The sequence below is a fragment of the Paenisporosarcina sp. NPDC076907 genome (assembly GCF_050269735.1).
Taxonomy (GTDB): domain Bacteria; phylum Bacillota; class Bacilli; order Bacillales_A; family Planococcaceae; genus Paenisporosarcina.
Genome location: NZ_JBNNIX010000001.1, coordinates 1,366,016 through 1,388,683, shown reverse-complemented (window position 1 = coordinate 1,388,683; position 22,668 = coordinate 1,366,016). Strand labels below are relative to the sequence as shown.

The window sequence follows — 22,668 nt, the reverse complement described above, 5'->3', positions numbered from 1 at the left end:
CCTATTAAATTTAGTTGTATGTATCATTAGTAGTGTATCAAAAAAGCGTTTATCATGCGATAAAATATAAATTAGTCATTGAGAGTGGATTTCTTATACAGAAGACTTTTTGAACATAAAGAAAAAGCGGGACGAATCCCGCTTTCACTAAAATGCATCTTATCGACGTAAACCAAGTTTAGCGATCAAGTCACGGTAACGTGATACTTCGTTTTCACGTAAGTATTTTAACAAGTTACGACGACGTCCTACCATTTTGAATAGGCCACGACGTGAGTGGTGATCTTTCTTGTGTGTACGTAAATGTTCGTTCAAATTGTTAATCTCTTCTGTTAACACAGCGATTTGAATGTCTGCAGAACCAGTGTCGCTTTCATGAGTACGATACTCAGCGATAAGTTCATTTTTACGTTCTTGTGTAATTGCCATCCGGTTCACCTCCAATACTCTCATAATATCCCCAATTACCGAGCAAGCGTTGGTGAATCGCATTGCCAAGCAACGGTTAAGCATATCTCTATGCACTTAAAAATAGTAGCACAGTTCAGTTGGATATGCAACTGTTACTTCTATTCTTGAAAAAACGCAATGGCCGTTTGTTTATCTTTTTCAATTTGTTGTTTCAAGGAATCAATGCCATCAAATTTGCGTTCATCTCGGATATGATGATACCAATCCACTGACACTTCTTCCCCGTAAATGTTTTTATCAAAATTAAACAAATGGACTTCAATTGTTAGTTTTTTTTCATCCGGATTTTTGAATGTGGGTTTATACCCAACGTTGCAAACACCGTCCACCCATTCATCTTGAATAAGCATTCGTACGGCATAAACACCTGTTGCAGGAATGTATGATCCTTCTTTTGCCTGGATATTTGCGGTTGGGAAACCGATAGTACGACCCCTTTTATCCCCATGAACAACTACACCAGGGATTTGGAAAGGTCTCCCAAGCAACTCATGAACTTTCTCCATATCACCTTCAGTTAGTGCTTGGCGAATCCGTGTGGAACTGATCTTTTCATATTCGTCCGTTTTCTTTTCAACAACTGATACGTTGAAATCGTCATTGGCTAATTGACGCATCACGTTCATATTACCTTTGCCGAATGCACCAAACGTAAAATCAAAACCGGCAGTAACATGTTTTACATGCAATTGACGTATGAACGTTTCTACGAATTTTTCAGGTGTCAGTTGAGCGAAATCCGATGTAAACCGAACTACAAAAGTCGTGTCGACACCCATTGATTCAAGCAATTCCATTTTCTGATCCAATGGCGTGATATAAAACACTTTCTCATTACGCTTCCCAAGGACGATTGAAGGGTGTGGATCAAACGTCATGACCGCTAATTTCAATCCCTTTTCAGTCGCTATTTGCTTTGCATGTCTGATTACTTCCCTATGACCTAAATGAACACCATCAAAAAATCCAATCGCTAAAGAAAAAGGGCCGGATATTACTGAATCATTGATGTGATGTGGATAAGATAAGTGCACAATATTCATTCCGAATCTCCTCCTTCTAATCGATTAAACATTTTTTCGGGTTTCATCTTGCCTTCTTTTGTTGGATGGTTAATATAAACAGCAACAGCCTGTTCATCCATAGTAAATACAACTCGTTCATGATCCTTTAGTGCATCAATGGCATCCAATACCTGACCATTCTGGACGGATTTCACCAAGAAAGGTGGTACTTCAAACTTTCGCATATCTTGAAGCGCATAATCCAATCCATACAATTTATCAGTTAATAAATCACTTTCGACCAGTTCCTGTACTTCACTCAGTGTAAGACAATCTTTTGCCGTGAATGTACCAGAGGCAGTGCGGACCAGTTTTGACATATGTGCAGGAAATCCTAATTTTTCACCAATTTGGACGGCAAGCGTTCTTATATACGTTCCTTTGCTGCAGGATACACGAACATTGAATGATATAAGTTCTCCAGAAAAACTATCCTCTTTACTAAGAAGTGTTAGTTCATAAATATTCACTTGTCTGGTAGGTCTTTCAACGGACTGTCCTGCTCTTGCGTATTCATAAAGTTTTTTTCCATTTACTTTTACAGCCGAATACATTGGTGGTGTTTGATTAATCGTACCGGTTAGAGAAAATAGCGCATCAAGGATTTCTTGTCTTGTAAAATGCTTAATGGATGCATCCGTTTCCACCACTTCACCATCTGCGTCTTCAGTGGTAGTGGATGTACCGATTGTTACTTCTGCTTCGTATATTTTTCCTGCGTTTGTAAGATACTCCGCTACTTTGGTTGATTCCCCTAAACAAATGGGTAAGACTCCTTCCACACTTGGATCGAGAGTTCCTGTATGGCCGATGCGTTTCATTTTTAAAATTTTTCGCAACTTAAAGACGCAATCATGTGATGTCATCCCTTGTTCTTTCCATAGCGGAAGAATGCCATTTTGCATTCGGTCCCACTCCTTTTAAATATGTAATTTAGAAAAAGCCTGCTTTTAAAAAGCAGACTTCTTTTTGTTACTCAGTTTCTTCAGTTGTATCGTTAATTTGTCTTAGTAAAGTGTCAATTTTATTACCGTAAGCTGATGATTCATCAAATTCAAACATAAGCTCAGGTGTCTTACGCAATCGAATTCTTTGGCCAATTTCTGTACGGATAAATCCTTTAGCTTTAGCTAAACCTTTTAACGTGTCTTGACGTTTTCTATCATCACCTAGAACAGTAATATAGACCGTCGCTTGTTGTAAATCACCCGTAACTTCAACATCTGTTACAGTGACAAACCCAATGCGGGGATCTTTAAGTCTACGTGCAATAATTTCGCCTAGTTCTTTTTTCATTTGTTCTGCTACTCGATTTGAGCGATTCGCCATGATGGCTTCACCTCTGTTCTATCTATAAATGTTCACGGATGGTTTCCGTTCGTTCCCATTCTGGATTTGATTCCAGGTAGTGAATGGCGTGGGTCAGCTCACGGTCGCTTGCATCAATTGAAGATGCAACACAAACAATCGCAATGCGAGTCCTTTGCCATAAATCCTGGTGGTCAATCTCAGAAATCGATACATTAAACTTTTGCTTCGTTCGAGTAAGCATGCGCTGCAGAACAGCGCGCTTCTCTTTTAACGAATGCGACGTCGGAATGATAAATTCGCATTCCGCGTAGGCAATCATTTACGTTTAATTTCTTCCATTACGAATGCTTCAATAATGTCGCCTTCTCTAACATCATTGTAGTTTTTCACAGTGATCCCACATTCATACCCACGAGCAACTTCTTTTACATCATCTTTGAAACGTTTTAGTGATTCTAACTCGCCCTCAAAGACAACAATGCTGTCACGGATAACACGTACGCCACTATCTCGGCTGATTTTACCTTCTGTTATATAACTTCCGGCAATCGTACCAATTTTCGTAACTTTGAACGTTTCGCGTACTTCAGCTTGACCGATAATTTTTTCTTGGAATTCAGGATCAAGTAAGCCAGTCATTGCCGCTTCAATTTCCTCAATTACTTTATAAATTACGCGGTGCAGACGAATGTCTACGCCTTCAGCTTCAGCAGCACGTTTTGCATTTGTATCAGGTCGAACGTTGAAACCAATAACAATTGCATTGGAAGCTGCAGCAAGTGAAATATCTGATTCATTAATTGCACCGGCACCAGTATGAATGATGCGTACATTTACGCCTTCAACGTCTAGCTTCATCAAAGATGCTGCCATTGCTTCAACAGAACCTTGTACATCCGCTTTAACAATCAGGTTAAGTTCTTTCATTTCGCCTTGCTTCATTTGATCAAACAGGTTATCAAGCGTCACTCGTGTTTTTTCAGAGCGTTGAGCTTGAAGTGCCGTAGAAGCTCGTGATTCTCCAACTTGACGGGCTGTTTTCTCATCTTCGAATACGACAAAACGATCTCCAGCTTGAGGTACATCATTCAATCCTGTAATTTCAACAGGTGTACTTGGACCTGCTTCTTTTACACGACGACCTAAATCGTTGACCATTGCACGAACACGACCATAAGTATGACCCACTACAATTGGATCTCCAACTTTAAGCGTTCCATCTTGTACTAGAAGTGTAGCAACTGAACCACGACCTTTATCAAGTTGAGCTTCAATTACTGTTCCGATTGCACGGCGCTTAGAATCAGCTTTAAGTTCAGCTACTTCTGAAACCAATAGAACCATTTCAAGCAAGTTGTCAATCCCATCGCCTTTTAATGCTGAGATTGGTGCGAAAATCGTATCGCCGCCCCATTCTTCAGAAACTAGACCATGCTCAGTCAATTCTTGCATTACTCGTTCAGGGTTAGCAGACGGTTTATCCATTTTATTCACAGCAACAATAATTGGCACTTCTGCCGCTTTGGCATGATTGATTGCTTCAATTGTTTGAGGCATTACACCATCATCTGCTGCAACAACTAAAATCGTAATATCCGTTACTCTCGCACCACGCGCACGCATTGTTGTGAAAGCTGCGTGACCAGGAGTATCCAGGAACGTAATTTTCTTGCCGTTTTCAACAACTTGGTAAGCACCAATATGTTGTGTAATCCCGCCAGCTTCACCAGCAGTTACTTTTGTATTACGAATTGAATCTAGAAGTGTTGTTTTACCATGGTCAACGTGTCCCATGATTGTTACAACTGGTGGACGTTCTTTTTGAACACCTTGTTCTTCTGTTTCGCCTTCGAAATAGCCTTCTAAATCCGAAATATCAACGCGGATTTCTTCTTCTACTTCAACACCATAATCGGTACAGATTAATTCGATTGCATCTTTATCTAATTCTTGGTTGATTGTTGCCATCACACCAAGCAAGAATAATTTCTTGATGATTTCTGAAGGCTCTCTGCCTAATTTTTTTGCCAGTTCTGCCACTGTCAATGATTCATAGAAAGTGATTTTTTCCGGCAATTCTTTTTCTTTTCTTGGTACTGGAGGAGCTACTGGTTGACGATTTTGTTTCCCTTTGTTTCTTCCAGCGCGATTACCAGTTCCCGGACGGTGATTCCCACCGCCACCTGGACGTCCACCAAACCCTGAACCAGCAGGACGGTTTTGTCCAAAGACTTTCTTTTCTTTCGATTGAGCACCTTGTTCTTGCTTACGGCTGTCTCCTGTAGCTGCTGCTGCAGGTTTTTGCTTGTCACGAGAAGGTGTATTTGTCATACCACGACTTTGACCTGAAGATGGTTTAGCAGCAGGTGTACTTGGCTTATTCCCTTGATAACCACTGCCAGCAGGACGATCCCCTTGTGAACGGTTGCCTTGAGAACCGCTACCTTGTGGGCGATTCCCTTGATATCCACTACCTTGTGGTCGGCTGCCTTGTGTACCAGACCCTTGTGGACGATTTCCTTGAGGACGGTCACTTTGTGGACGGTTGCCTTGAGAACCAGAACCCTGTGGGCGATTTCCTTGATAACCAGAACTTTGTGGACGGCTGTTTTGAGAACCAGAACCCTGTGGACGATTGTTGCTTTGTGTTGCAGTTTTTTGAGCAGGAGCAGACGATTTCTTGTAGACAGAGTCCAACTTAGAAACAGCGTCTCCTTCTAATGTCGACATATGATTCGTCACTTGTACATTCAACTTACTTAATTGCTCAATAACTTCTTTACTTGTTTTATTTATTTGCTTCGCATATTCATGGACGCGTAATTTGGTCATTTGGTCACCCCCGGTTAAATTCGTTGAGTAGTCCGGACAGTTTTTTTGCAAAACCGTCGTCAGTTATTGCGAGTACCACACGGGCCTCTTTTCCTGTAGCATGTCCAAGATCAGAGCGATCTCCGAAAACATGTAACTCAACGTTGTAAGTGTTGCATTTGTCTTGAATTTTTTTCATCGTATTCTCAGATGCATCTGATGAGATAATTACTAGTTTCGCACGGTTCGCACGAATATCTTTGACTACCAGTTCCTCACCAGATATCAACATTCTTGCACGCACGGCCAAACCGATTAGTTGTAAAATCCGTTGCTGTGTATTCATGTAATTTGCTCTCTTTCAATCACAGTCAACAATTCTTCAAAAATGCTTTCTGGTATTTTTGCTTCTAATTGGCTGTCTAGCACTTTGCGTTTTTTTGCGATTTCAACTGCTTGCTTGGTTTTGGAGACATAAGCTCCGCGACCAGACTTTTTACCAGTTAAATCTACCGAAACTTCGCCTTCTTTTGAGCGAACAACACGAATCATTTCTTTTTTAGGAAACATTTCGCCAGTAGCAACGCATTTTCGTAAAGGTATTTTCTTTTGATTGGACATCAAAATTCACCCTCTTTGTTTATTCTTCGTCATCTTTGTATAAATCAAAGTTGTCTTCGATATTTTCTTCGTATTCTTCATCTTCGATGTCATAGTTTTCTGAAGCATGAGCAGATGGGTAAATACCTAGTTCGCGAGCGTCTGTTTCACTCTTGATATCGATTTTCCATCCAGTCAATTTAGCAGCTAAACGAGCATTTTGCCCACGTTTACCAATTGCCAAAGATAATTGATAGTCAGGAACTACCACTGTCGTAGATTTCTCTTCTTCATGGACTTGAACATCTAATACTTTTGATGGGCTCAGAGCGTTGGCAACGAAAACCACTGGATCTTCAGACCATTCAACAATATCAATTTTTTCACCATTCAGCTCATTGACGATTGTTTGAACGCGGGAACCTTTAGCTCCTACACAAGAACCAACTGGATCTACATCGTCATTGTGCGCAACAACTGATATTTTTGATCGATCGCCAGCTTCACGAGCAATTGATTTAATTTCAACGATGCCGTCATAAATTTCAGGTACTTCCATTTCAAACAGACGACGAAGCAATCCTGGGTGTGTACGTGATACGAATACTTGCGGTCCGCGAGTTGTGCGTTCTACTTTCGTGATATACACTTTAATGCGCTCATGTGGACGGTATGTTTCCGTTTGAATTTGTTCATTCACCGGTAATACCGCTTCAACTTTACCAAGTCCTACATAAATATTACGAGCATCCAGACGCTCAACAACACCATTTACGATATCTTCTTCGCGATCAACATACTCTTCATAAATCAATCCACGTTCTGCTTCACGAACACGTTGTGTAACTACTTGTTTAGCAGTCTGTGCCGCGATACGGCCGAAGTTTCTAGGTGTTACTTCTTGTTCCACAATATCTCCCAGTTCAAACGCAGGATTTACTTGTTTTGCGTCTTCTAATGAAATATGTAGACGATCATCCAACACTTCTTCCATTACATCCTTACGTGAGTAAACCTTCATCGAACCATTATCCAGGTTCAAATCAACACGTACGTTTTGTGCTTGATTAAAATTGCGTTTATACGCTGTAACAAGCGCCGCTTCAATCGCTTCAATTAGTACATCTCGTGAAATTCCTTTTTGTTTTTCAAGAGCTATTAAAGCATCCAGCAACTCATTTGCCATTATTTTTCACTCCTACATTCACATTATGCAGAGAAATTAATCGCTAACCGCGCGAATGCAATTTTCTCTTTTGCAAGTTGAACTTTTATTTTTCTCGTTTTAATTCGAACATCCATTTCTAAGCCATTTTCATTATAAGCAGTCAAAAAACCTTCAAATTCTTTTTCTTTCAGGCCGTTCACCAGCTCGTATGTTTTCACATGAATGAATTGACCAACTGCACGTTCGAAGTCACTTTCTTTTTTCAATGGACGTTCAGCCCCAGGTGAAGAAACTTCTAAAAAGTAGTTTTGCTCAATTGGATCTTTTGCATCCAACACTTCACTTATACGTTCACTTACAAGCGCACAATGTTCGATGTCAATGCCACCTTGAGGAGTATCTACATAAATACGTAAAAACCAATTACGTCCTTCTTTTACAAACTCCGTATCAACGAGCTCCAAATTCAACTCTTCAACAATGGGCGTCACAAGCTTTTCTACTTCGGTTAATATTTTGCTCATATATGCCTCCCGCTGCAACTTATTTTCGACATAACAAACAGAAAAGAGCGGGAAATCCCACTCTTTTGCCGTAAATCTATCAACAACTTGTTATACAAATGATACCATACCAATGCTCTCAGTGCAAATCAGGCCTAGAACAGTGACAATTGGTTAGCATCCGGCATGCCTTCCAAACAACCAAGTTGATCCATATATTCAAGCAAGGTTTTTGAAACACGACCGCGCTGTCCTAAATCTTCTTTAGACAAGAACTCGCCATTTTTACGTGCTTCCACAATCGTTTTAGCAACGTTTGTACCAAGTCCTGGAATCGCATTGAAAGGAGGAATCAATCCTTTTCCATCAATAATGAATTCAGCTGCTTTTGATTGATAAAGATCCACTTTCTTGAAATGATAACCGCGTTCACACATCTCCAAAGCAATTTCCAGAACTGTGAGCAAGCTTTTTTCCTTAGGGGCGGCATCCAATCCTTTCGCGCTTATTTCATCTACCTTCGCGCGAATCGATGCAGAGCCTTTCGTCATGGCATGCAAATCAAAGTCTGCTGCACGTACTGTGAAATACGCTGCATAGTAAAGAATAGGGAAATGAACTTTGAAATAAGCGATCCGAACGGCCATCAATACATAAGCGGCTGCATGGGCTTTCGGGAACATGTATTTGATTTTTTTACATGCCTCGATATACCAGCCTGGCACACCATTTGATTTCATGTCTTCTTCAAATTCCGGGGTTAAGCCTTTCCCTTTACGCACAGATTCCATAATTTTAAATGCCAGTGATGGTTCGAGACCCTGGTAAATTAAATACACCATGATATCATCCCGGCACCCAATAACATCAGAAAGCTGACAGGTTCCATTTTGAATAAGTTCCTGAGCATTTCCTAACCATACGTCCGTACCATGTGACAGTCCAGATATCTGAACAAGTTCAGAAAACGTCGATGGTTTCGTTTCTTCTAACATTTGACGCACGAAACGTGTACCAAACTCAGGAATTCCGAGTGTACCGGTCTTACAACCAATCTGTTGCTGCGTTACTCCCAGTGATTCAGTACCACTGAAAATCTTCATCACTTCAGGGTCATCTGTCGGAATCGTCTTTGGATCAATCCCTGACAAGTCCTGTAGCATACGGATGGCTGTCGGATCATCGTGTCCGAGTATATCCAGTTTCAATAAGTTATCATGGATCGAATGGAAGTCAAAGTGAGTTGTTTTCCATTCGGAGTCCTGTGCATCTGCAGGGAATTGAATCGGTGAAAAATCGAAAATATCCATATAATCCGGAACAACAATGATTCCACCTGGATGTTGACCTGTCGACCTCTTCACTCCCGTACACCCTTGAACAAGACGGTCAATTTCAGCTCCACGGATCGTCAAATTATGGTCATTCGCATAACCTCGGACGTATCCATAAGCTGTCTTCTCTGCAACTGTTCCGATAGTACCAGCACGATATACATTGTCTTCACCAAATAGCACTTTCGTGTAGTTATGGGCAACTGGCTGGTATTCACCACTGAAATTCAAATCGATATCGGGTACTTTATCTCCTTTGAATCCTAGGAACGTTTCGAATGGAATATCTTGTCCATCTTTTTTGTATGGCGTTTCACAGTGCGGACACACTTTGTTCGGCAAATCATAGCCTGAACTGACGGAACCATCATCAAAGAATTCAGCGTGTTGACAAGATGGACATATATAATGTGGCGGCAATGGATTCACTTCCGTAATTTCCATCAAAGTGGCCACAAGCGAGGATCCTACCGAACCACGAGAACCTACTAAATATCCATCATCCAAAGATTTCTTAACCAACTTGTGGGAAATTAAATAAATGACGGCAAATCCGTGTCCGATAATGGAAGTAAGTTCTTTTTCTATGCGGGCTTCTACAATTTCCGGAAGTGTATCACCGTAAATTTGTCTTGCCATCGCATAGCTCAATTCCCGAACTTCTTCATCGGACCCTTCGATCTTAGGTGTATATAAATCATCTTTAATCGGTTTGATTTCTTCAATTCTCTCCGAAATCTTATGACTGTTTTCCACAACAATTTGTTTAGCTGTTTCTTCCCCGAGGAAAGAAAACGCATCTAACATTTCATTTGTCGTGCGGAAATGCACCTTCGGTAATTTATGTCGATTCAGTGGATTGGCTCCGCCTTGTCCACCGATTAAAATCTGTCTGAAAATCGCATCATTCTCATTCACATAATGAACATTTCCGGTCGCTACTACAGGTCGACCTATTTTTTTGCCGAGTTTGATCATTTTACGAATGATATCTTCCAAATTCCATTCATCTCGAACCAATTCAAGTTCGATTAAATGTGAATAGACTTCTTTTGGATGAACCTCTAGGTAATCATAGAATTTCGCGATATCTTCGACTTCTTCTGGAGATTTTTGCATTAAGCCTTCAAATACTTCACCCTTGTCGCACCCAGAACCGATCAGTAACCCTTTCCGGTGTTTAACAAGGACAGAGCGTGGAATACGTGGTACTCGGAAAAAGGTATTCATATGGGAATACGAGACCAATTTAAACAAGTTTTTTAAACCGTCTTCATCTGTCGCCAGAAGCGTGCAATGAGATGGACGTGCTCTCTTATACGATTCTGCATTCCCTGTTTGATGATTGAATTCATCGTGGTAGTGAATTCCTTTTTGTTCAGCTTCTTTGAGTAAATTCAAAAGCAAGTAACCCGTTGCTTCCGTATCATAAATAGCCCGGTGATGTTGAGTAAGTTCGATATTGAATTTTTTGGCCATCGTGTTTAATCGATGGTTTTTCATTTCCGGATGAAGGAAGCGGGATAATTCCAGCGTATCGATGACAGGATGAACGGTTTTTTCCAGACCGATTTTCTTATAGCCAACGTACAGGAACCCCATATCGAACGATGCATTATGCGCAACCATGATGCTGTCGCCGATCCAATCGTGGAAGCGCTTGATGACGTCCTCAATATCCGGTGCATCACGAACCATATCATCGGTAATGCCTGTCAATTCGATGGTAGTCGCCGACAATGGATGATGTGGATTGGCAAAACTTTCGAATTTATCGAAGACCTGACCATCCTTAATTTTCACTGCAGCAAGCTCGATGATGGTATCGTAAACCGCAGATAAACCTGTCGTCTCCACATCGAATACAACATAAGTGGCGTCTGCTAATGCTCGATGTTCCTCTTCATAAGCAATGTTCACACCGTCGTTGACCATGTAAATTTCCAATCCATAAATGATTTTAATGCCATGTTTTTTTCCAGCTGCATACGCATCCGGGAAAGATTGAACGACTGCATGATCCGTAATTGCTACTGCCGGGTGTCCCCATTTGGCCGCTTGTCCTACTAAGGCATCTACTGAAGAAACAGCGTCCATTTGACTCATAGGTGTGTGTAAATGAAGTTCGATTCTTTTTTCGTCTTCCGGAGCCGTATCTTTTCTGGAATCTACTTTGATTTCCATAATATCCTGCGCCATGATAATTAAGTCACGGACGAATGTATCGTTTTGTACAGAACCACGGACTTTTAACCAAGTCCCTTTTTTCAACAGCCCCATAAGCTCTGCATCTTCTTTGTCGCGAGAGAACATTTTGACAAGAATGGAATCAGTATAATCCGTTACTTTGACAGTCAATAAAGAACGACCGCTTCGAAGTTCTTTCACTTCGACATCAAACACGAATCCTTCAATTGTGATGCGTCTTTCTTCATCCTGTATTTGTTTGATTTCCATTATCGGCTCATCCGCTTTAATCGGAATCCCCAATTGGAATGGTCCACTCAAAGTAGCACCTGGATTCGATGCACGATCTTTATCACGTTTCTGCATATCGGCTAAAGCTTTCTTACCAAGCTCTTCTTCTTCTATTCTTCGTTGTTCCATAAATGCTTGTTGAGCTGCTGCGAGTTCTGCTTCCTGCTCGACTAATTTAAAATCAATCGGTAAAACCGGGAAACCGTAGGAAGCATAGACATCTGCAATTTTAGGAGCATATTTACTTTTCAAAGTGCGGAATTCTATTTCCTGAGCACAGGTAAAGTGGACAGTCTGACCATTAAAAGATGGAATTTGTGTATGCAAACGATTTCTTAATGGCGGCGACATATCATCTATTTCCTGTAATACAAATGGCCAATATGAAGCGATTAACTCAGCTTCAACCTGTGGATTTTCACAAGTCAGTGATAACTTGATATCCGCAATGCCAGCAAATTTCTCACGTAAACGCATGTGGAATAGTTGAAACATGTTATAAGGCAACAGTTTCTGTACTTCTATCGTAAAACGCCATACACGCTCTTTTTTATGTACTGTCATACGACTTAAAGAAGCCGATTCAAAATGAGTCATGTATTCATCGGCGGTAAGTTCCAATTGTTGTAATAATAGTTGTAATCTTTGTTTGGCATCAAGATCTTTACTCATGCTCTCTGCCTCCTTTCTTTCATAAGAAAAAGAAAGGAAGACCCGATTTCAAGGTCTTCCTTTTGATTAATCGTTTAATGACGAAAAGAAAGATTGAAGATGGTCCATTACCTCTTCTTTTTTCCATTCAAATGTTTCGCCGGTATTACGTATTTTCACTTCAACTAGACCTTCTGATGCTTTTTTACCGACCGTTATTCGAATTGGCAACCCAATCAAATCGGAATCGGCAAACTTCACACCTGCACGTTCAGGACGGTCATCATATAACACATCATAGCGATATGCTTTCATCAATTTATATAATTCATCAGAAAGAGCAACTTGCGCTTCGTCTTTTGTATTTACTGGCACTAAATGAACATTATATGGTGCGATTGCACTTGGCCAGATAAATCCTTTTTCGTCTTGGAATTGTTCAGCAACAGCTGCCATTACACGTGAAACCCCAATACCATAACAACCCATGATATAAGGCTGAGAACGGCCATTATCATCCAGGAAAGTTCCGTTCATTGGCTCAGAATAAGTAGTTCCAAGTTTAAAGACATGTCCCACTTCAATCCCTTTTGCAAAAACAATCGTTCCTTTTCCATCTGGAGAAGGATCACCTTCCATGATAAAGCGCAAATCTTCATATTGGTCTACTGCAAAGTCGCGTCCCGGATTCACATTTGTTAAATGATATCCAGCAACATTAGCCCCACATACACCATTACGGATTGCCGCTACAGCATGGTCTGCGATAACTTTCACACCAACAGGAATTTTCACAGGACCTAGAGAGCCAACTTCACACTGTAGTAAGTTTTGGACTTCTTCTTCAGTTGCAAATTCAACGACTTTTGCCTGTAATGCATTTTTCACCTTAATGTCATTAATTTCATGGTCTCCGCGAGCCAGAACTAAAACTAAATCTTCATCCACGTTAAAGACGAGTGTCTTTATACATTTTTGTACATCGACATTTAAGAAACTTGCCACTTGCTCAATTGTTTTCTGGTCTGGAGTCGCTACTTTCTCGACATCTTTCAAATCTTCTGTTGATGATTCATAAGAAACGTTTACTTCAGCCATTTCAATATTCGCAGCAAAGTCTGACGCGTCAGAATAAGCAATTGTGTCTTCTCCGATTTCAGAAAGGACCATAAATTCATGCGTATCTTTCCCACCGATGGCACCTGAATCCGCAATAACTGCACGGAAATTCAATCCTAAACGAGAGAAGATATTGGAATAGGCTTGAACCATATCATCATATGTTTGATCTAAACTTTCGCGTGTCGCATGGAAAGAGTAGGCATCTTTCATAAGGAATTCACGTCCGCGAAGCAAACCAAAACGAGGTCGTTTTTCGTCACGGAATTTCGTTTGAATTTGATAAAGTGTTAAAGGCAATTTTTTATATGACTTGATTTCATCACGAAGCAATGAAGTAATGACTTCTTCATGAGTAGCCCCTAAAGCGAAATCACGATTATGTCGATCTTTTAGACGCATTAATTCTGGACCATATGAATACCAACGGCCAGTTTCTTGCCAAAGTTCGGCTTGCTGCATCGCAGGCATAAGCACTTCAACACCATTAATCGCATCCATTTCTTCTCGTACAATACTCTCGACTTTTTGAAGAACACGTTTTCCAAGAGGTAAGAACGAATAAATGCCACTAGTATTTTGACGAATAAACCCTGCACGAAGGAGCAGCTGATGCGACTTAACATCGGCATCAGCTGGAGTTTCACGAAGTGTAGGGATGAATGTAAGACTTTGTTTCATAAGTTAAAAGCTCCTCATACCATCCGTAGATTAAATTTTAAAAGAAAAATCTTTGTATATCATTCCAAGTTACAACTACCATGAGTACCATCAATAGCATGATTCCGACAAAATGAACCATTCCTTCTTTTTGACGGTCCACAGGTTTCCCTCGAATCGCTTCAAACAGGAAGAACAACAATCGTCCACCATCCAAAGCGGGAAGCGGCAGTAAATTCATGATTCCTAAGTTAATGCTTAGAATAGCTGCCCAGTTCATTAAATTGAATACACCATATTGAGCCATTTCTTCAGTAGCTTTATAAATACCTACCGGCCCAGATAGTGCATCAATTGTAAACTGGCCAGTTACCAGCATACCCAGGAGTTCAAAAATCTTCACAATCCAAGAGATCGTTTGTTCTGCCCCGAAACCTACTGCTTTCAGAGGATTTTTTTCAACTGGACTTTCATAGAGTACACCGATTTGTCCATACTCTTTGCCATCCTGTTCAACGGCTTTTGGAGTAATTGTTGAATTAATTGTTTCACCATCGCGTACATATTCAAACGTTAATTCTTCGCCTGCACTCGCTTGTACTTTAGTAGCGAGATCTTGCCATTTATCAATGGGCTGACCATTAATTTTAGTAACTAAATCTCCATCCTGCATACCTGCTGCAAGCGCAGGACTATCATCAGAGACTCCCGATATAATAGGTTCGTATGTCGGAACACCTTGTAGCAGTCCGATTGCCAAGAAGATAAAGAAAGATAAAATAAAGTTGAATAAAGGCCCTGCAAAGATGGCCATAGCACGTTTACCAAGTGATTTTGAACCAAACTGACGGTCGTATGGCGCGATTAATGTTTCTTTGCCATTTTCCACAATTACAGCATCACGGGAAACGTTATAACGTACTAATCTTTCTTCTTCATCGTAGCCTTCTATCCAAAGTCCTTTTTCCAGATCAGAACGTTCGGTTTCTAAAAACAACATGTCTTGTTGTTGTTTGTTTTGATTTAAAACGATTTTTTTGACTTCTTCTTTTGAGTTCAGAATCAGTCCGACACGGAATCCAGGTTGTAACTCAACCGAATCCATATCTTCTCCAGCCATTCGAACATATCCTCCAAGAGGAAGTAGCCTTAGCGTATAAAGAGTTTCACCTTTAGTGATGCCAAGTATTTTCGGACCAAAGCCGATTGCAAACTCACGTACCATGATTCCTGCACGTTTTGCAAAAATAAAATGCCCCAGTTCATGAAAAAATACAAGTGAACCGAATATCAGGATAAAAGCAATGGTTGTCTCCATAAATTCCCACCTTTTTACAGCAATCCGCTGTCATCAATCTTTCTTCATTTTACCATGTTTCGAACAGCTTTTCTCGTAATTGCATCCACATGCAAAATCGTTTCCAAATCCGGTGAACTGATAAGCGAATGTTTGTCCATGACACGTTCAATGTATTCTTCTATCTGGAGGAAACGAATCTCTCCATTTAAAAACAAGGCAACAGCAGCTTCATTTGCTGCATTCAGAACTGTGGTCATCGTTCCACCTGCACGACCAGCATCGTAGGCAAGTTTTAAGGCATGGAAACGTTCAAAATTCATTACTTCAAAATGCAGTTTGCCTATTTCAACTAGATTTAATCGTTTGGCATTGTTTCTTGGCAGCCTGTCCGGATAAGAGAGTGCATATTGAATCGGCACACGCATATCAGGTGTTCCTAATTGAGCCATGACACTTGTATCATGGAATTCCACCATTGAATGAATGATACTTTCCCTGTGCAACACAACTTCAATATCATCATACGGCATGTCGAAAAGAACTTGCGCTTCAATCACTTCTAATCCTTTGTTCATCATGGTTGCGGAATCAATTGTAATTTTCGCACCCATTGACCAGTTTGGGTGGTTCAATGCATCCTGAATCGTTACGTTCTCCAATTCTTCACGAGTACGATCGCGGAAGCTGCCGCCCGATGCAGTTAAAACCAACTTCCTTACTTGGCTTCTTTTTTCACCATTCATCGATTGGAAAAGCGCAGAATGTTCGCTATCAACCGGTAATATAGGCGCTTTATATTTTTGTGCCGCTGCCATCACCAGATGTCCAGCAGTGACGAGTGTTTCTTTATTTGCCAAAGCAATTGTCTTTTGTTGTTTAATTGCCTCTAAGGTTGCTTCCAGTCCAACACTTCCAAGCACAGCATTCACCAGGATCGAAGCGTCTGGATGAGTCGCAACATCAACCAACCCTTTGCTACCATATGCAAGTTCAATGCCTGGAAATTCCTTTTTAAGTGAAATTGCATCAACTTCTTCTTGAACTGATACAAGTGTAGGCTTGAACTCACGAATGATTTCTTTCGTTTTTTCAAGATTGCGTCCAGCAGAAAAAGCCACTAGTTTAAATTGCTGTGGATGTTCTCTTATGATGTCAATCGTTTGAATCCCGATAGAGCCTGTTGCTCCCAATAAACTAATAAGCTTTGTCATAAACGTCAAATCCCCTTAACCGGTAAAATGCAAAAAGTGTAACAATGGTAACACAAATAATAAACTATCAAATCTGTCTAATACTCCGCCATGTCCAGGCAATAAATTACCTGAATCTTTAACGTTGTAATGACGTTTAAGAGCTGATTCGACTAAATCACCCATTTGACCGAAAATGGATGCAAGTATTGTCACAAAGATTAGCATCGTATACGAAGAACTGATTGGATAAATCCATTGAAAAAGTACAGCAAAAATAATAGCCGTTACGATTCCTCCGACAAATCCTTCAATGGTCTTATTAGGAGAAATATCAGGCCATAATTTCTTTTTACCAAATTTTTTCCCTGTAAAATAAGCTCCTGAATCGGTGGTCCAAATTACCAACAGTGCAAAAATGACATATTCAATGCCAGCCATTCTCGTCTCAATAAAATAGAAGAACCCAATCCCGATATAGAGAACGCCCATAATCGAGAAAGCGGCATCTTCGAATGTGTAGCGATTTTTTACAACAACGGTGTATATAAGTAATAAAAGTACAGCAATAAGTGCTAAATCTATTTTGGTATATCCCGTTGTTTCCATCAATGGGATGGACCATTTATTGGGTAATAAAAAAATAAACAAGGCCATTAGCGTAATCGCTCCGTGAACGGAAAAAAGCGAATGTCCCTTCATGCGCAATATCTCAAATAAGCCAACTGCTGCCATTGCATATACCAGCAATGTGAAAGGAAGGCCACCAAGCCATACAATTGGAATAAATAAAGCGGCTCCAATTACTGCCGTAATGATGCGTTGTTTCAATTTGATTCTTCTCCCTTCAATCCCCCGTAACGGCGATTTCGGTTTTGGTAACTTTCTACTGCATCAAGCAAGCAGTTTTCATCAAAATCCGGCCAAAGTGTTTCTGTAAACCAAAACTCTGTGTAAGCCAATTGCCAAAGCATGAAGTTACTTAAACGGACTTCCCCGCTTGTACGAATGAGCAAATCTGGTTCTGGGAGTTCACACGTCATTAAATGCTGAGAAATCAAGTCTTCTGTCACTTCACTAGAACTTATTGAACCTTCCTCCACGAGTTGTGCGATTTTTTGCATTGCTTGCGCAATCTCTGCACGGCTACCATAATTTAAAGCAAAATTTAAAATTAATCCCGTATTATTTTTTGTAGCTTCCATTGCTTTTCGAACTGCTTCCTGTGTATGTCGAGGTAATGTATCATTTTCACCCATCATGACGACACGCACATTTTGTTCAATCAGCTCAGGCAGATAGGTACCTAAAAACTCTTCAGGTAAACGCATAATAAAATCAACTTCAAGTTTTGGACGTTTCCAGTTTTCAGTTGAAAAGGCATACACGGTTAAAGCCCCTACGCCTAAATCATTGGCAAGACGAGTAATTTTACGAACCGTTTTCATGCCTTCATGATGGCCGGCCACTCGAGGGAGAGCTCTTTTCTTAGCCCATCTACCATTGCCATCCATAATAATCGCAATGTGTTCAGGGATTTGATCTTTTTTAGTATGCGAAATACGCTCCGCCAGCGATTGGTTTTGTCGTTCGGGTTTTCTCCGAATGAGTTTATGTAACATGCTGAATCCTCCACTTTACGCACTTATCGGAATGTCGTCTTTCCTATCATATCAAAAATCGGTGAGTTTTTCTTCTTTCCCACAAAAAAAGACGTCCTATTGAATAGGAACGCCTTAACTGTAAAAAGGTTCAAATGCTTAAACTTCCAAAATTTCTTTCTCTTTGTCTTTAGCAACTTGATCAATTTTAACGATATAGTCATCCGTTAATTTTTGAACGTTGTCAGAGAATCCACGTAGATCATCTTCTGTGATTTCGCTTTTCTTCTCTAGTTTTTTCAATTCATCATTCGCATCACGTCGGATATTACGAATGCCGACTTTTGCTTCTTCCGCTTCTTTTTTGACCAATTTAACTAAGTCTTTACGACGTTCTTCAGTCAAAGCGGGAATAGCAATACGGATAACAGTACCATCATTTGATGGAGAAATACCTAAATCCGATTTTTGAATCGCTTTTTCGATATCCCCAAGAGCAGTCTTGTCATAAGGTTGAATTGTCAGCAAGCGAGCTTCAGGTGTCGCAATTCCAGCGATTTGATTAATCGGCGTTGGTGAACCGTAGTAATCCACTGTAATTTTATCCAATAATGAAGCACTTGCACGACCCGCACGAATTGTTGAAAGTTCGCGACTTAAAGCTTGAATTGCTTTTGTCATTCTTTCTTTCGTTTGTTCAATTACTTGTTTTGACATTACGTATTCCTCCTAACGATTGTACCGATTGTTTCACCTAAAACGGCACGTTTAATATTTCCATTCTCCATAATTGAGAATACTATGAGCGGGATGTCGTTGTCCATACATAGTGTCGATGCAGTAGAATCCATTACTTGCAGCCCTTGTTGAATGACTTCCAAGAATGAAAGCGTCTCATATTTGACGGCTTCACTGTTTGTTTTTGGATCGTCTGAATAAACGCCATCAACATTGTTTTTGCCCATCAAAATAACATCTGCTTCAATCTCTGCTGCACGTAGAGCCGCTGTTGTATCTGTAGAGAAGTAAGGGTTTCCTGTACCAGCTGCAAAAATAACGACTCTTTTTTTCTCAAGATGTCGAATTGCTTTTCTGCGAATATAAGGTTCAGCTACTTGACGCATTTCAATTGAGGATTGAACACGTGTTTCAATACCTGACTTTTCAAGTGAATCTTGTAGTGCTAAAGAATTCATAACAGTAGCTAACATGCCCATATAGTCCGCAGTTGCACGGTCCATACCCATTTCACTACCTACTTTACCACGCCAGATGTTTCCGCCGCCAACAACGACAGCCACTTCCACACCCAACTCTACAACTTCTTTCACTTGCTCAGCTACGGATTTAATAATTTGAGGAGAAAGTCCGAAACCTTGCTCTCCTGCCAAAGCTTCTCCACTTAATTTTAAAACGACTCGATTGTATTTAGTTTCGCTCATGGGTAGCCTCCATTACACTTTTTTATCGAAAAATAGGGAACACAAAATCGTGCTCCCCGGAGTAATCATATATTCTTTTGAAATTAACCTTTGTTAACTTGGCTCATTACTTCTTCAGCAAAGTTATCTTGGCGTTTTTCGATTCCTTCACCAACGCTGTAACGTACGAATTCAGTAATAGTACCGCCCGTTGATTTCACGAATTCACGAACTTTTTGATCTGAATTTTTAACGAATGATTGGTCAAGCAAACAAACGTCTTCGAAATATTTACCAAGGCGGCCTTCAACCATTTTAGCTACAATGTTTTCTGGTTTGCCTTCGTTTAAAGCTTGCTCAGTCAATACTTTACGCTCGCGGTCAACTTCATCTTCAGAAACTTCGTCACGAGAGATATAAGTAGGGTTTAAAGCAGCAACGTGCATAGCAACGTCTTTTGCTGCTTGAGAATCAGAAGATCCTTCAAGTGTTACAAGAACACCAATACGGCCACCCATGTGTAGGTATGAACCAAAAGCATCGTTGTCCGTTTTTGTGCGAACTACAAAACGACGCAATGTGATTTTTTCACCGATTTTAGCAATTGCATTTGAAATGTGGTCTGCAACAGTCAATCCGTTAGACATTGTAGAAGCAGTTGCTTCTTCCACTGTTTCAGGTTTAGTCGCAAGTAAGTGATCAGCTAATTCTTTAACCAATGTTTGGAAACCTTCGTTTTTAGCAACGAAATCAGTTTCAGCATTTACTTCAAGAAGAATTGCATCATTACCTTCTTCTAAGATGTAAGTAGTACCTTCTGCAGCGATACGGTCAGCTTTTTTAGCCGCGCTAGAAAGACCTTTTTCACGTAAAAAGTCTACTGCTGCATCAATATCACCATTTACTTCTACTAACGCTTTTTTACAGTCCATCATACCTGCGCCTGTTTTTTCGCGTAATTCTTTAACCATTTGTGCTGTAACTGCCATTGTTGTTTCCTCCTATTCAAGTATCAACTCTGTGTCATTTCTCAAAAAAAGGTGATAAGGGGTTTAAGCCGCTTATCACCTGTAACATACGTGGGGATTACTCAGCAGCTTCAGCTGGAGATAGATCTTCACCTTGTTTTGACTCAAGTAACGCATCCGCCATTTTACCAGTTAATAATTTAACGGCACGAATAGCATCGTCGTTTGCAGGAATTACGTAGTCGATTTCATCTGGGTCACAGTTTGTATCAACGATTCCTACTAGAGGGATGTTCAATTTAATAGCTTCCGCAACAGCAATACGCTCTTTACGTGGGTCTACTACGAACATAACGTCCGGTACACCTTTCATGTCGCGAATACCGCCTAAGAATTTAACAAGACGTTCGTGTTCTTTTTTAAGTTGAACAACTTCTTTTTTAGGAAGTACAGTGAAAGTACCGTCTTCTTCCATTTTTTCGATCGCTTTCAAACGGTTTACACGTTTTTGGATCGTACCGAAGTTTGTTAATGTACCACCCAACCAACGTTGGTTAACATAGTACATACCTGAGCGTTCTGCTTCTTCTTTGATAGCTTCTTGTGCTTGTTTTTTCGTACCAACGAAAAGAACTTTACCACCGTCTGCTCCAACTTGGCGCATGAAGTCATATGCTTCTTCTAACTTCTTAACCGTTTTTTGTAGATCGATGATGTAGATTCCGTTACGTTCCACAAAGATGTATTTCTTCATTTTTGGGTTCCAACGGCGAGTTTGGTGACCGAAGTGTACACCAGCTTCAAGTAATTGTTTCATAGAAATTACTGACATGTTTTGTTTCCTCCTGATATGGTTTTTTTCCTCCGCATTTTTCAACTAGAGCTCAAGACCTTAACTTTGTTAAGGACCACTTGTCACTATCCAAATGCGTGTGTGATAACACCATTTGATAATATACCATATCTAGACTAAACTCGCAAGTGTTTCTAACAAAAATCAACAAAAGATCGAACTTCGGTTTAATGATTGTGAATTCAGTGGACTCCAAATGATATAAACGAGAACAAATCAAACTGAAAATTGATCATTAATCCAACTCTGATAGCCATTTCTTCAACTATCCCTCCACTTTTCCATAAGGTTGTAAACTTGATGGTTTGAAAAAACGACCACAATGGTTGAGTCATTGTGGTCGTTAGCTAATTCTTATTTAAGTTTTAGTTGAGCCAATTCGTTTAAGAATTTGTCATTTAATACTTTGATGTAAGTACCTTTCATTCCTAAAGAACGAGATTCAATAACACCAGCACTTTCCAGTTTACGTAGGGCATTAACGATTACCGAACGAGTGATGCCTACACGGTCAGCAATTTTAGAAGCAACTAGCAAGCCTTCGTTTCCATCAAGCTCTTCGAAAATATGTTCGATAGCTTCTAATTCACTATAAGACAGAGAGTTGATCGCCATTTGTACAACTGCTTTGCTACGTGCTTCCACTTCGATTTGTTCTGATTTCTCACGTAAGATTTCCATTCCTACAACCGTTGCACCGTATTCACCAAGAATTAAATCGTCATCATGGAACTCTGCTTTTAAACGTCCAAGAATTAATGTTCCAAGACGTTCCCCGCCCCCGATGATTGGAACGATTGTCGTTAAACCATCTTTGAATAACTCGCGGTTTTCTACTGGAAATACTGTGTGTTCGCTGTACACATCCAAGTTAGAAGATGTTTCATTTACGTTGAAAAGGTTTTTCGTATATTCTTCAGGGAATTGACGCTCTTCCATCATTTTAATCATACGTTCGTTCTCGATTTGTTGATTGATGTCGAATCCTAGTAGTTTACCTTTACGGCTGACGATGAAGACGTTACATTCGATTACGTTGCTTAGTGTTGTTGCCATTTCTTTAAAGTTAACCGGCTTACCTGCTGACGCTTGAAGCATCGAGTTAATCTTTCTTGTTTTACCTAATAAATTCATTAATGTGGCCTCCTATATTGGGTACAGCTAT

At 40.3% G+C, this 22,668-nt stretch carries 21 protein-coding genes; all 21 read right to left on the bottom strand.

All coding sequences use genetic code 11. The features are described 5' to 3' along the window. Nucleotides 1-159 precede the first annotated feature (159 nt). Nucleotides 160-429 carry a 30S ribosomal protein S15 gene (gene rpsO, locus ACQKEV_RS06745; RefSeq protein WP_016427593.1) on the bottom strand — a complete coding sequence of 90 codons (270 nt, stop codon included), beginning with the start codon at nt 427-429 and terminating at the stop codon, nt 160-162. 140 nt (nt 430-569) lie between these two features. Next, nucleotides 570-1,514 carry a riboflavin biosynthesis protein RibF gene (gene ribF / locus ACQKEV_RS06740; protein ID WP_427444632.1) on the bottom strand — a complete coding sequence of 315 codons (945 nt, stop codon included), beginning with the start codon at nt 1,512-1,514 and terminating at the stop codon, nt 570-572. Beyond that, nucleotides 1,511-2,440: a tRNA pseudouridine(55) synthase TruB gene (truB, locus tag ACQKEV_RS06735; RefSeq protein WP_427444629.1), complete on the bottom strand. Its 930-nt coding sequence runs from the start codon at nt 2,438-2,440 to the stop codon at nt 1,511-1,513. Before truB ends, ribF begins: the two co-directional genes overlap by 4 nt. Nucleotides 2,441-2,507: 67 nt before the next feature. Continuing rightward, nucleotides 2,508-2,864: a 30S ribosome-binding factor RbfA gene (gene rbfA, locus ACQKEV_RS06730; protein ID WP_427444627.1), complete on the bottom strand. Its 357-nt coding sequence runs from the start codon at nt 2,862-2,864 to the stop codon at nt 2,508-2,510. A 22-nt stretch (nt 2,865-2,886) separates the two neighbouring features. Then, nucleotides 2,887-3,165, bottom strand: coding sequence for a DUF503 domain-containing protein (locus ACQKEV_RS06725; protein WP_423992059.1), 279 nt, complete (start codon nt 3,163-3,165; stop codon nt 2,887-2,889). Then, complete coding sequence (gene infB / locus ACQKEV_RS06720; RefSeq protein ID WP_427444623.1) at nt 3,162-5,678, bottom strand: translation initiation factor IF-2; 2,517 nt, start codon at nt 5,676-5,678, stop codon at nt 3,162-3,164. The genes ACQKEV_RS06725 and infB overlap by 4 nt, the downstream gene beginning before the upstream one ends. 4 nt (nt 5,679-5,682) lie before the next feature. Then, nucleotides 5,683-6,003: a YlxQ family RNA-binding protein gene (locus ACQKEV_RS06715; RefSeq protein WP_269924773.1), complete on the bottom strand. Its 321-nt coding sequence runs from the start codon at nt 6,001-6,003 to the stop codon at nt 5,683-5,685. After that, entirely contained in the window at nt 6,000-6,278 is a 279-nt protein-coding gene (rnpM, locus tag ACQKEV_RS06710) for an RNase P modulator RnpM (protein ID WP_269924772.1), read from the bottom strand. Before rnpM ends, ACQKEV_RS06715 begins: the two co-directional genes overlap by 4 nt. Before the next feature lie 19 nt (nt 6,279-6,297). Then, nucleotides 6,298-7,443: a transcription termination factor NusA gene (nusA, locus tag ACQKEV_RS06705; RefSeq protein ID WP_427444620.1), complete on the bottom strand. Its 1,146-nt coding sequence runs from the start codon at nt 7,441-7,443 to the stop codon at nt 6,298-6,300. A 23-nt stretch (nt 7,444-7,466) separates the two neighbouring features. Next, nucleotides 7,467-7,949: a ribosome maturation factor RimP gene (rimP, locus tag ACQKEV_RS06700; protein WP_269924770.1), complete on the bottom strand. Its 483-nt coding sequence runs from the start codon at nt 7,947-7,949 to the stop codon at nt 7,467-7,469. A 134-nt stretch (nt 7,950-8,083) separates the two neighbouring features. Further along, a complete protein-coding gene (locus ACQKEV_RS06695) occupies nt 8,084-12,412 on the bottom strand; it encodes a PolC-type DNA polymerase III (RefSeq protein ID WP_427444618.1) in 4,329 nt (1,442 codons plus the stop codon). A gap of 66 nt (nt 12,413-12,478) precedes the next feature. Continuing rightward, nucleotides 12,479-14,191 (bottom strand): proline--tRNA ligase, encoded by a 1,713-nt coding sequence (locus tag ACQKEV_RS06690; RefSeq protein WP_427444615.1) that lies wholly within the window; start codon nt 14,189-14,191, stop codon nt 12,479-12,481. Nucleotides 14,192-14,228: 37 nt separating this feature from the next. Then, nucleotides 14,229-15,488, bottom strand: a complete 1,260-nt coding sequence (rseP, locus tag ACQKEV_RS06685; RefSeq protein ID WP_427444613.1) for an RIP metalloprotease RseP — start codon at nt 15,486-15,488, stop codon at nt 14,229-14,231. A gap of 44 nt (nt 15,489-15,532) precedes the next feature. Further along, nucleotides 15,533-16,681 (bottom strand): 1-deoxy-D-xylulose-5-phosphate reductoisomerase, encoded by a 1,149-nt coding sequence (gene dxr / locus ACQKEV_RS06680; RefSeq protein ID WP_427444610.1) that lies wholly within the window; start codon nt 16,679-16,681, stop codon nt 15,533-15,535. 15 nt (nt 16,682-16,696) lie between these two features. Beyond that, a complete protein-coding gene (locus tag ACQKEV_RS06675) occupies nt 16,697-17,491 on the bottom strand; it encodes a phosphatidate cytidylyltransferase (RefSeq protein ID WP_427444607.1) in 795 nt (264 codons plus the stop codon). Beyond that, on the bottom strand, nt 17,488-18,282 hold the full coding sequence (locus ACQKEV_RS06670) for an isoprenyl transferase (RefSeq protein ID WP_427444604.1): 795 nt from the start codon (nt 18,280-18,282) through the stop codon (nt 17,488-17,490). The genes ACQKEV_RS06675 and ACQKEV_RS06670 overlap by 4 nt, the downstream gene beginning before the upstream one ends. A 138-nt stretch (nt 18,283-18,420) precedes the next feature. Next, nucleotides 18,421-18,978 carry a ribosome recycling factor gene (gene frr, locus ACQKEV_RS06665; RefSeq protein ID WP_427444602.1) on the bottom strand — a complete coding sequence of 186 codons (558 nt, stop codon included), beginning with the start codon at nt 18,976-18,978 and terminating at the stop codon, nt 18,421-18,423. Beyond that, nucleotides 18,978-19,703: a UMP kinase gene (gene pyrH / locus ACQKEV_RS06660; RefSeq protein ID WP_269924762.1), complete on the bottom strand. Its 726-nt coding sequence runs from the start codon at nt 19,701-19,703 to the stop codon at nt 18,978-18,980. The genes frr and pyrH overlap by 1 nt, the downstream gene beginning before the upstream one ends. Before the next feature lie 83 nt (nt 19,704-19,786). Continuing rightward, the gene (gene tsf / locus ACQKEV_RS06655; RefSeq protein WP_427444599.1) at nt 19,787-20,671 is read right to left on the bottom strand and encodes a translation elongation factor Ts; all 885 of its coding nucleotides are present in this window, start codon (nt 20,669-20,671) and stop codon (nt 19,787-19,789) included. Nucleotides 20,672-20,768: 97 nt separating this feature from the next. Next, complete coding sequence (rpsB, locus tag ACQKEV_RS06650) at nt 20,769-21,482, bottom strand: 30S ribosomal protein S2 (protein ID WP_427444597.1); 714 nt, start codon at nt 21,480-21,482, stop codon at nt 20,769-20,771. A gap of 375 nt (nt 21,483-21,857) precedes the next feature. Further along, nucleotides 21,858-22,637: a GTP-sensing pleiotropic transcriptional regulator CodY gene (gene codY, locus ACQKEV_RS06645; RefSeq protein WP_427444594.1), complete on the bottom strand. Its 780-nt coding sequence runs from the start codon at nt 22,635-22,637 to the stop codon at nt 21,858-21,860. Between the last annotated feature and the right edge of the window lie 31 nt (nt 22,638-22,668).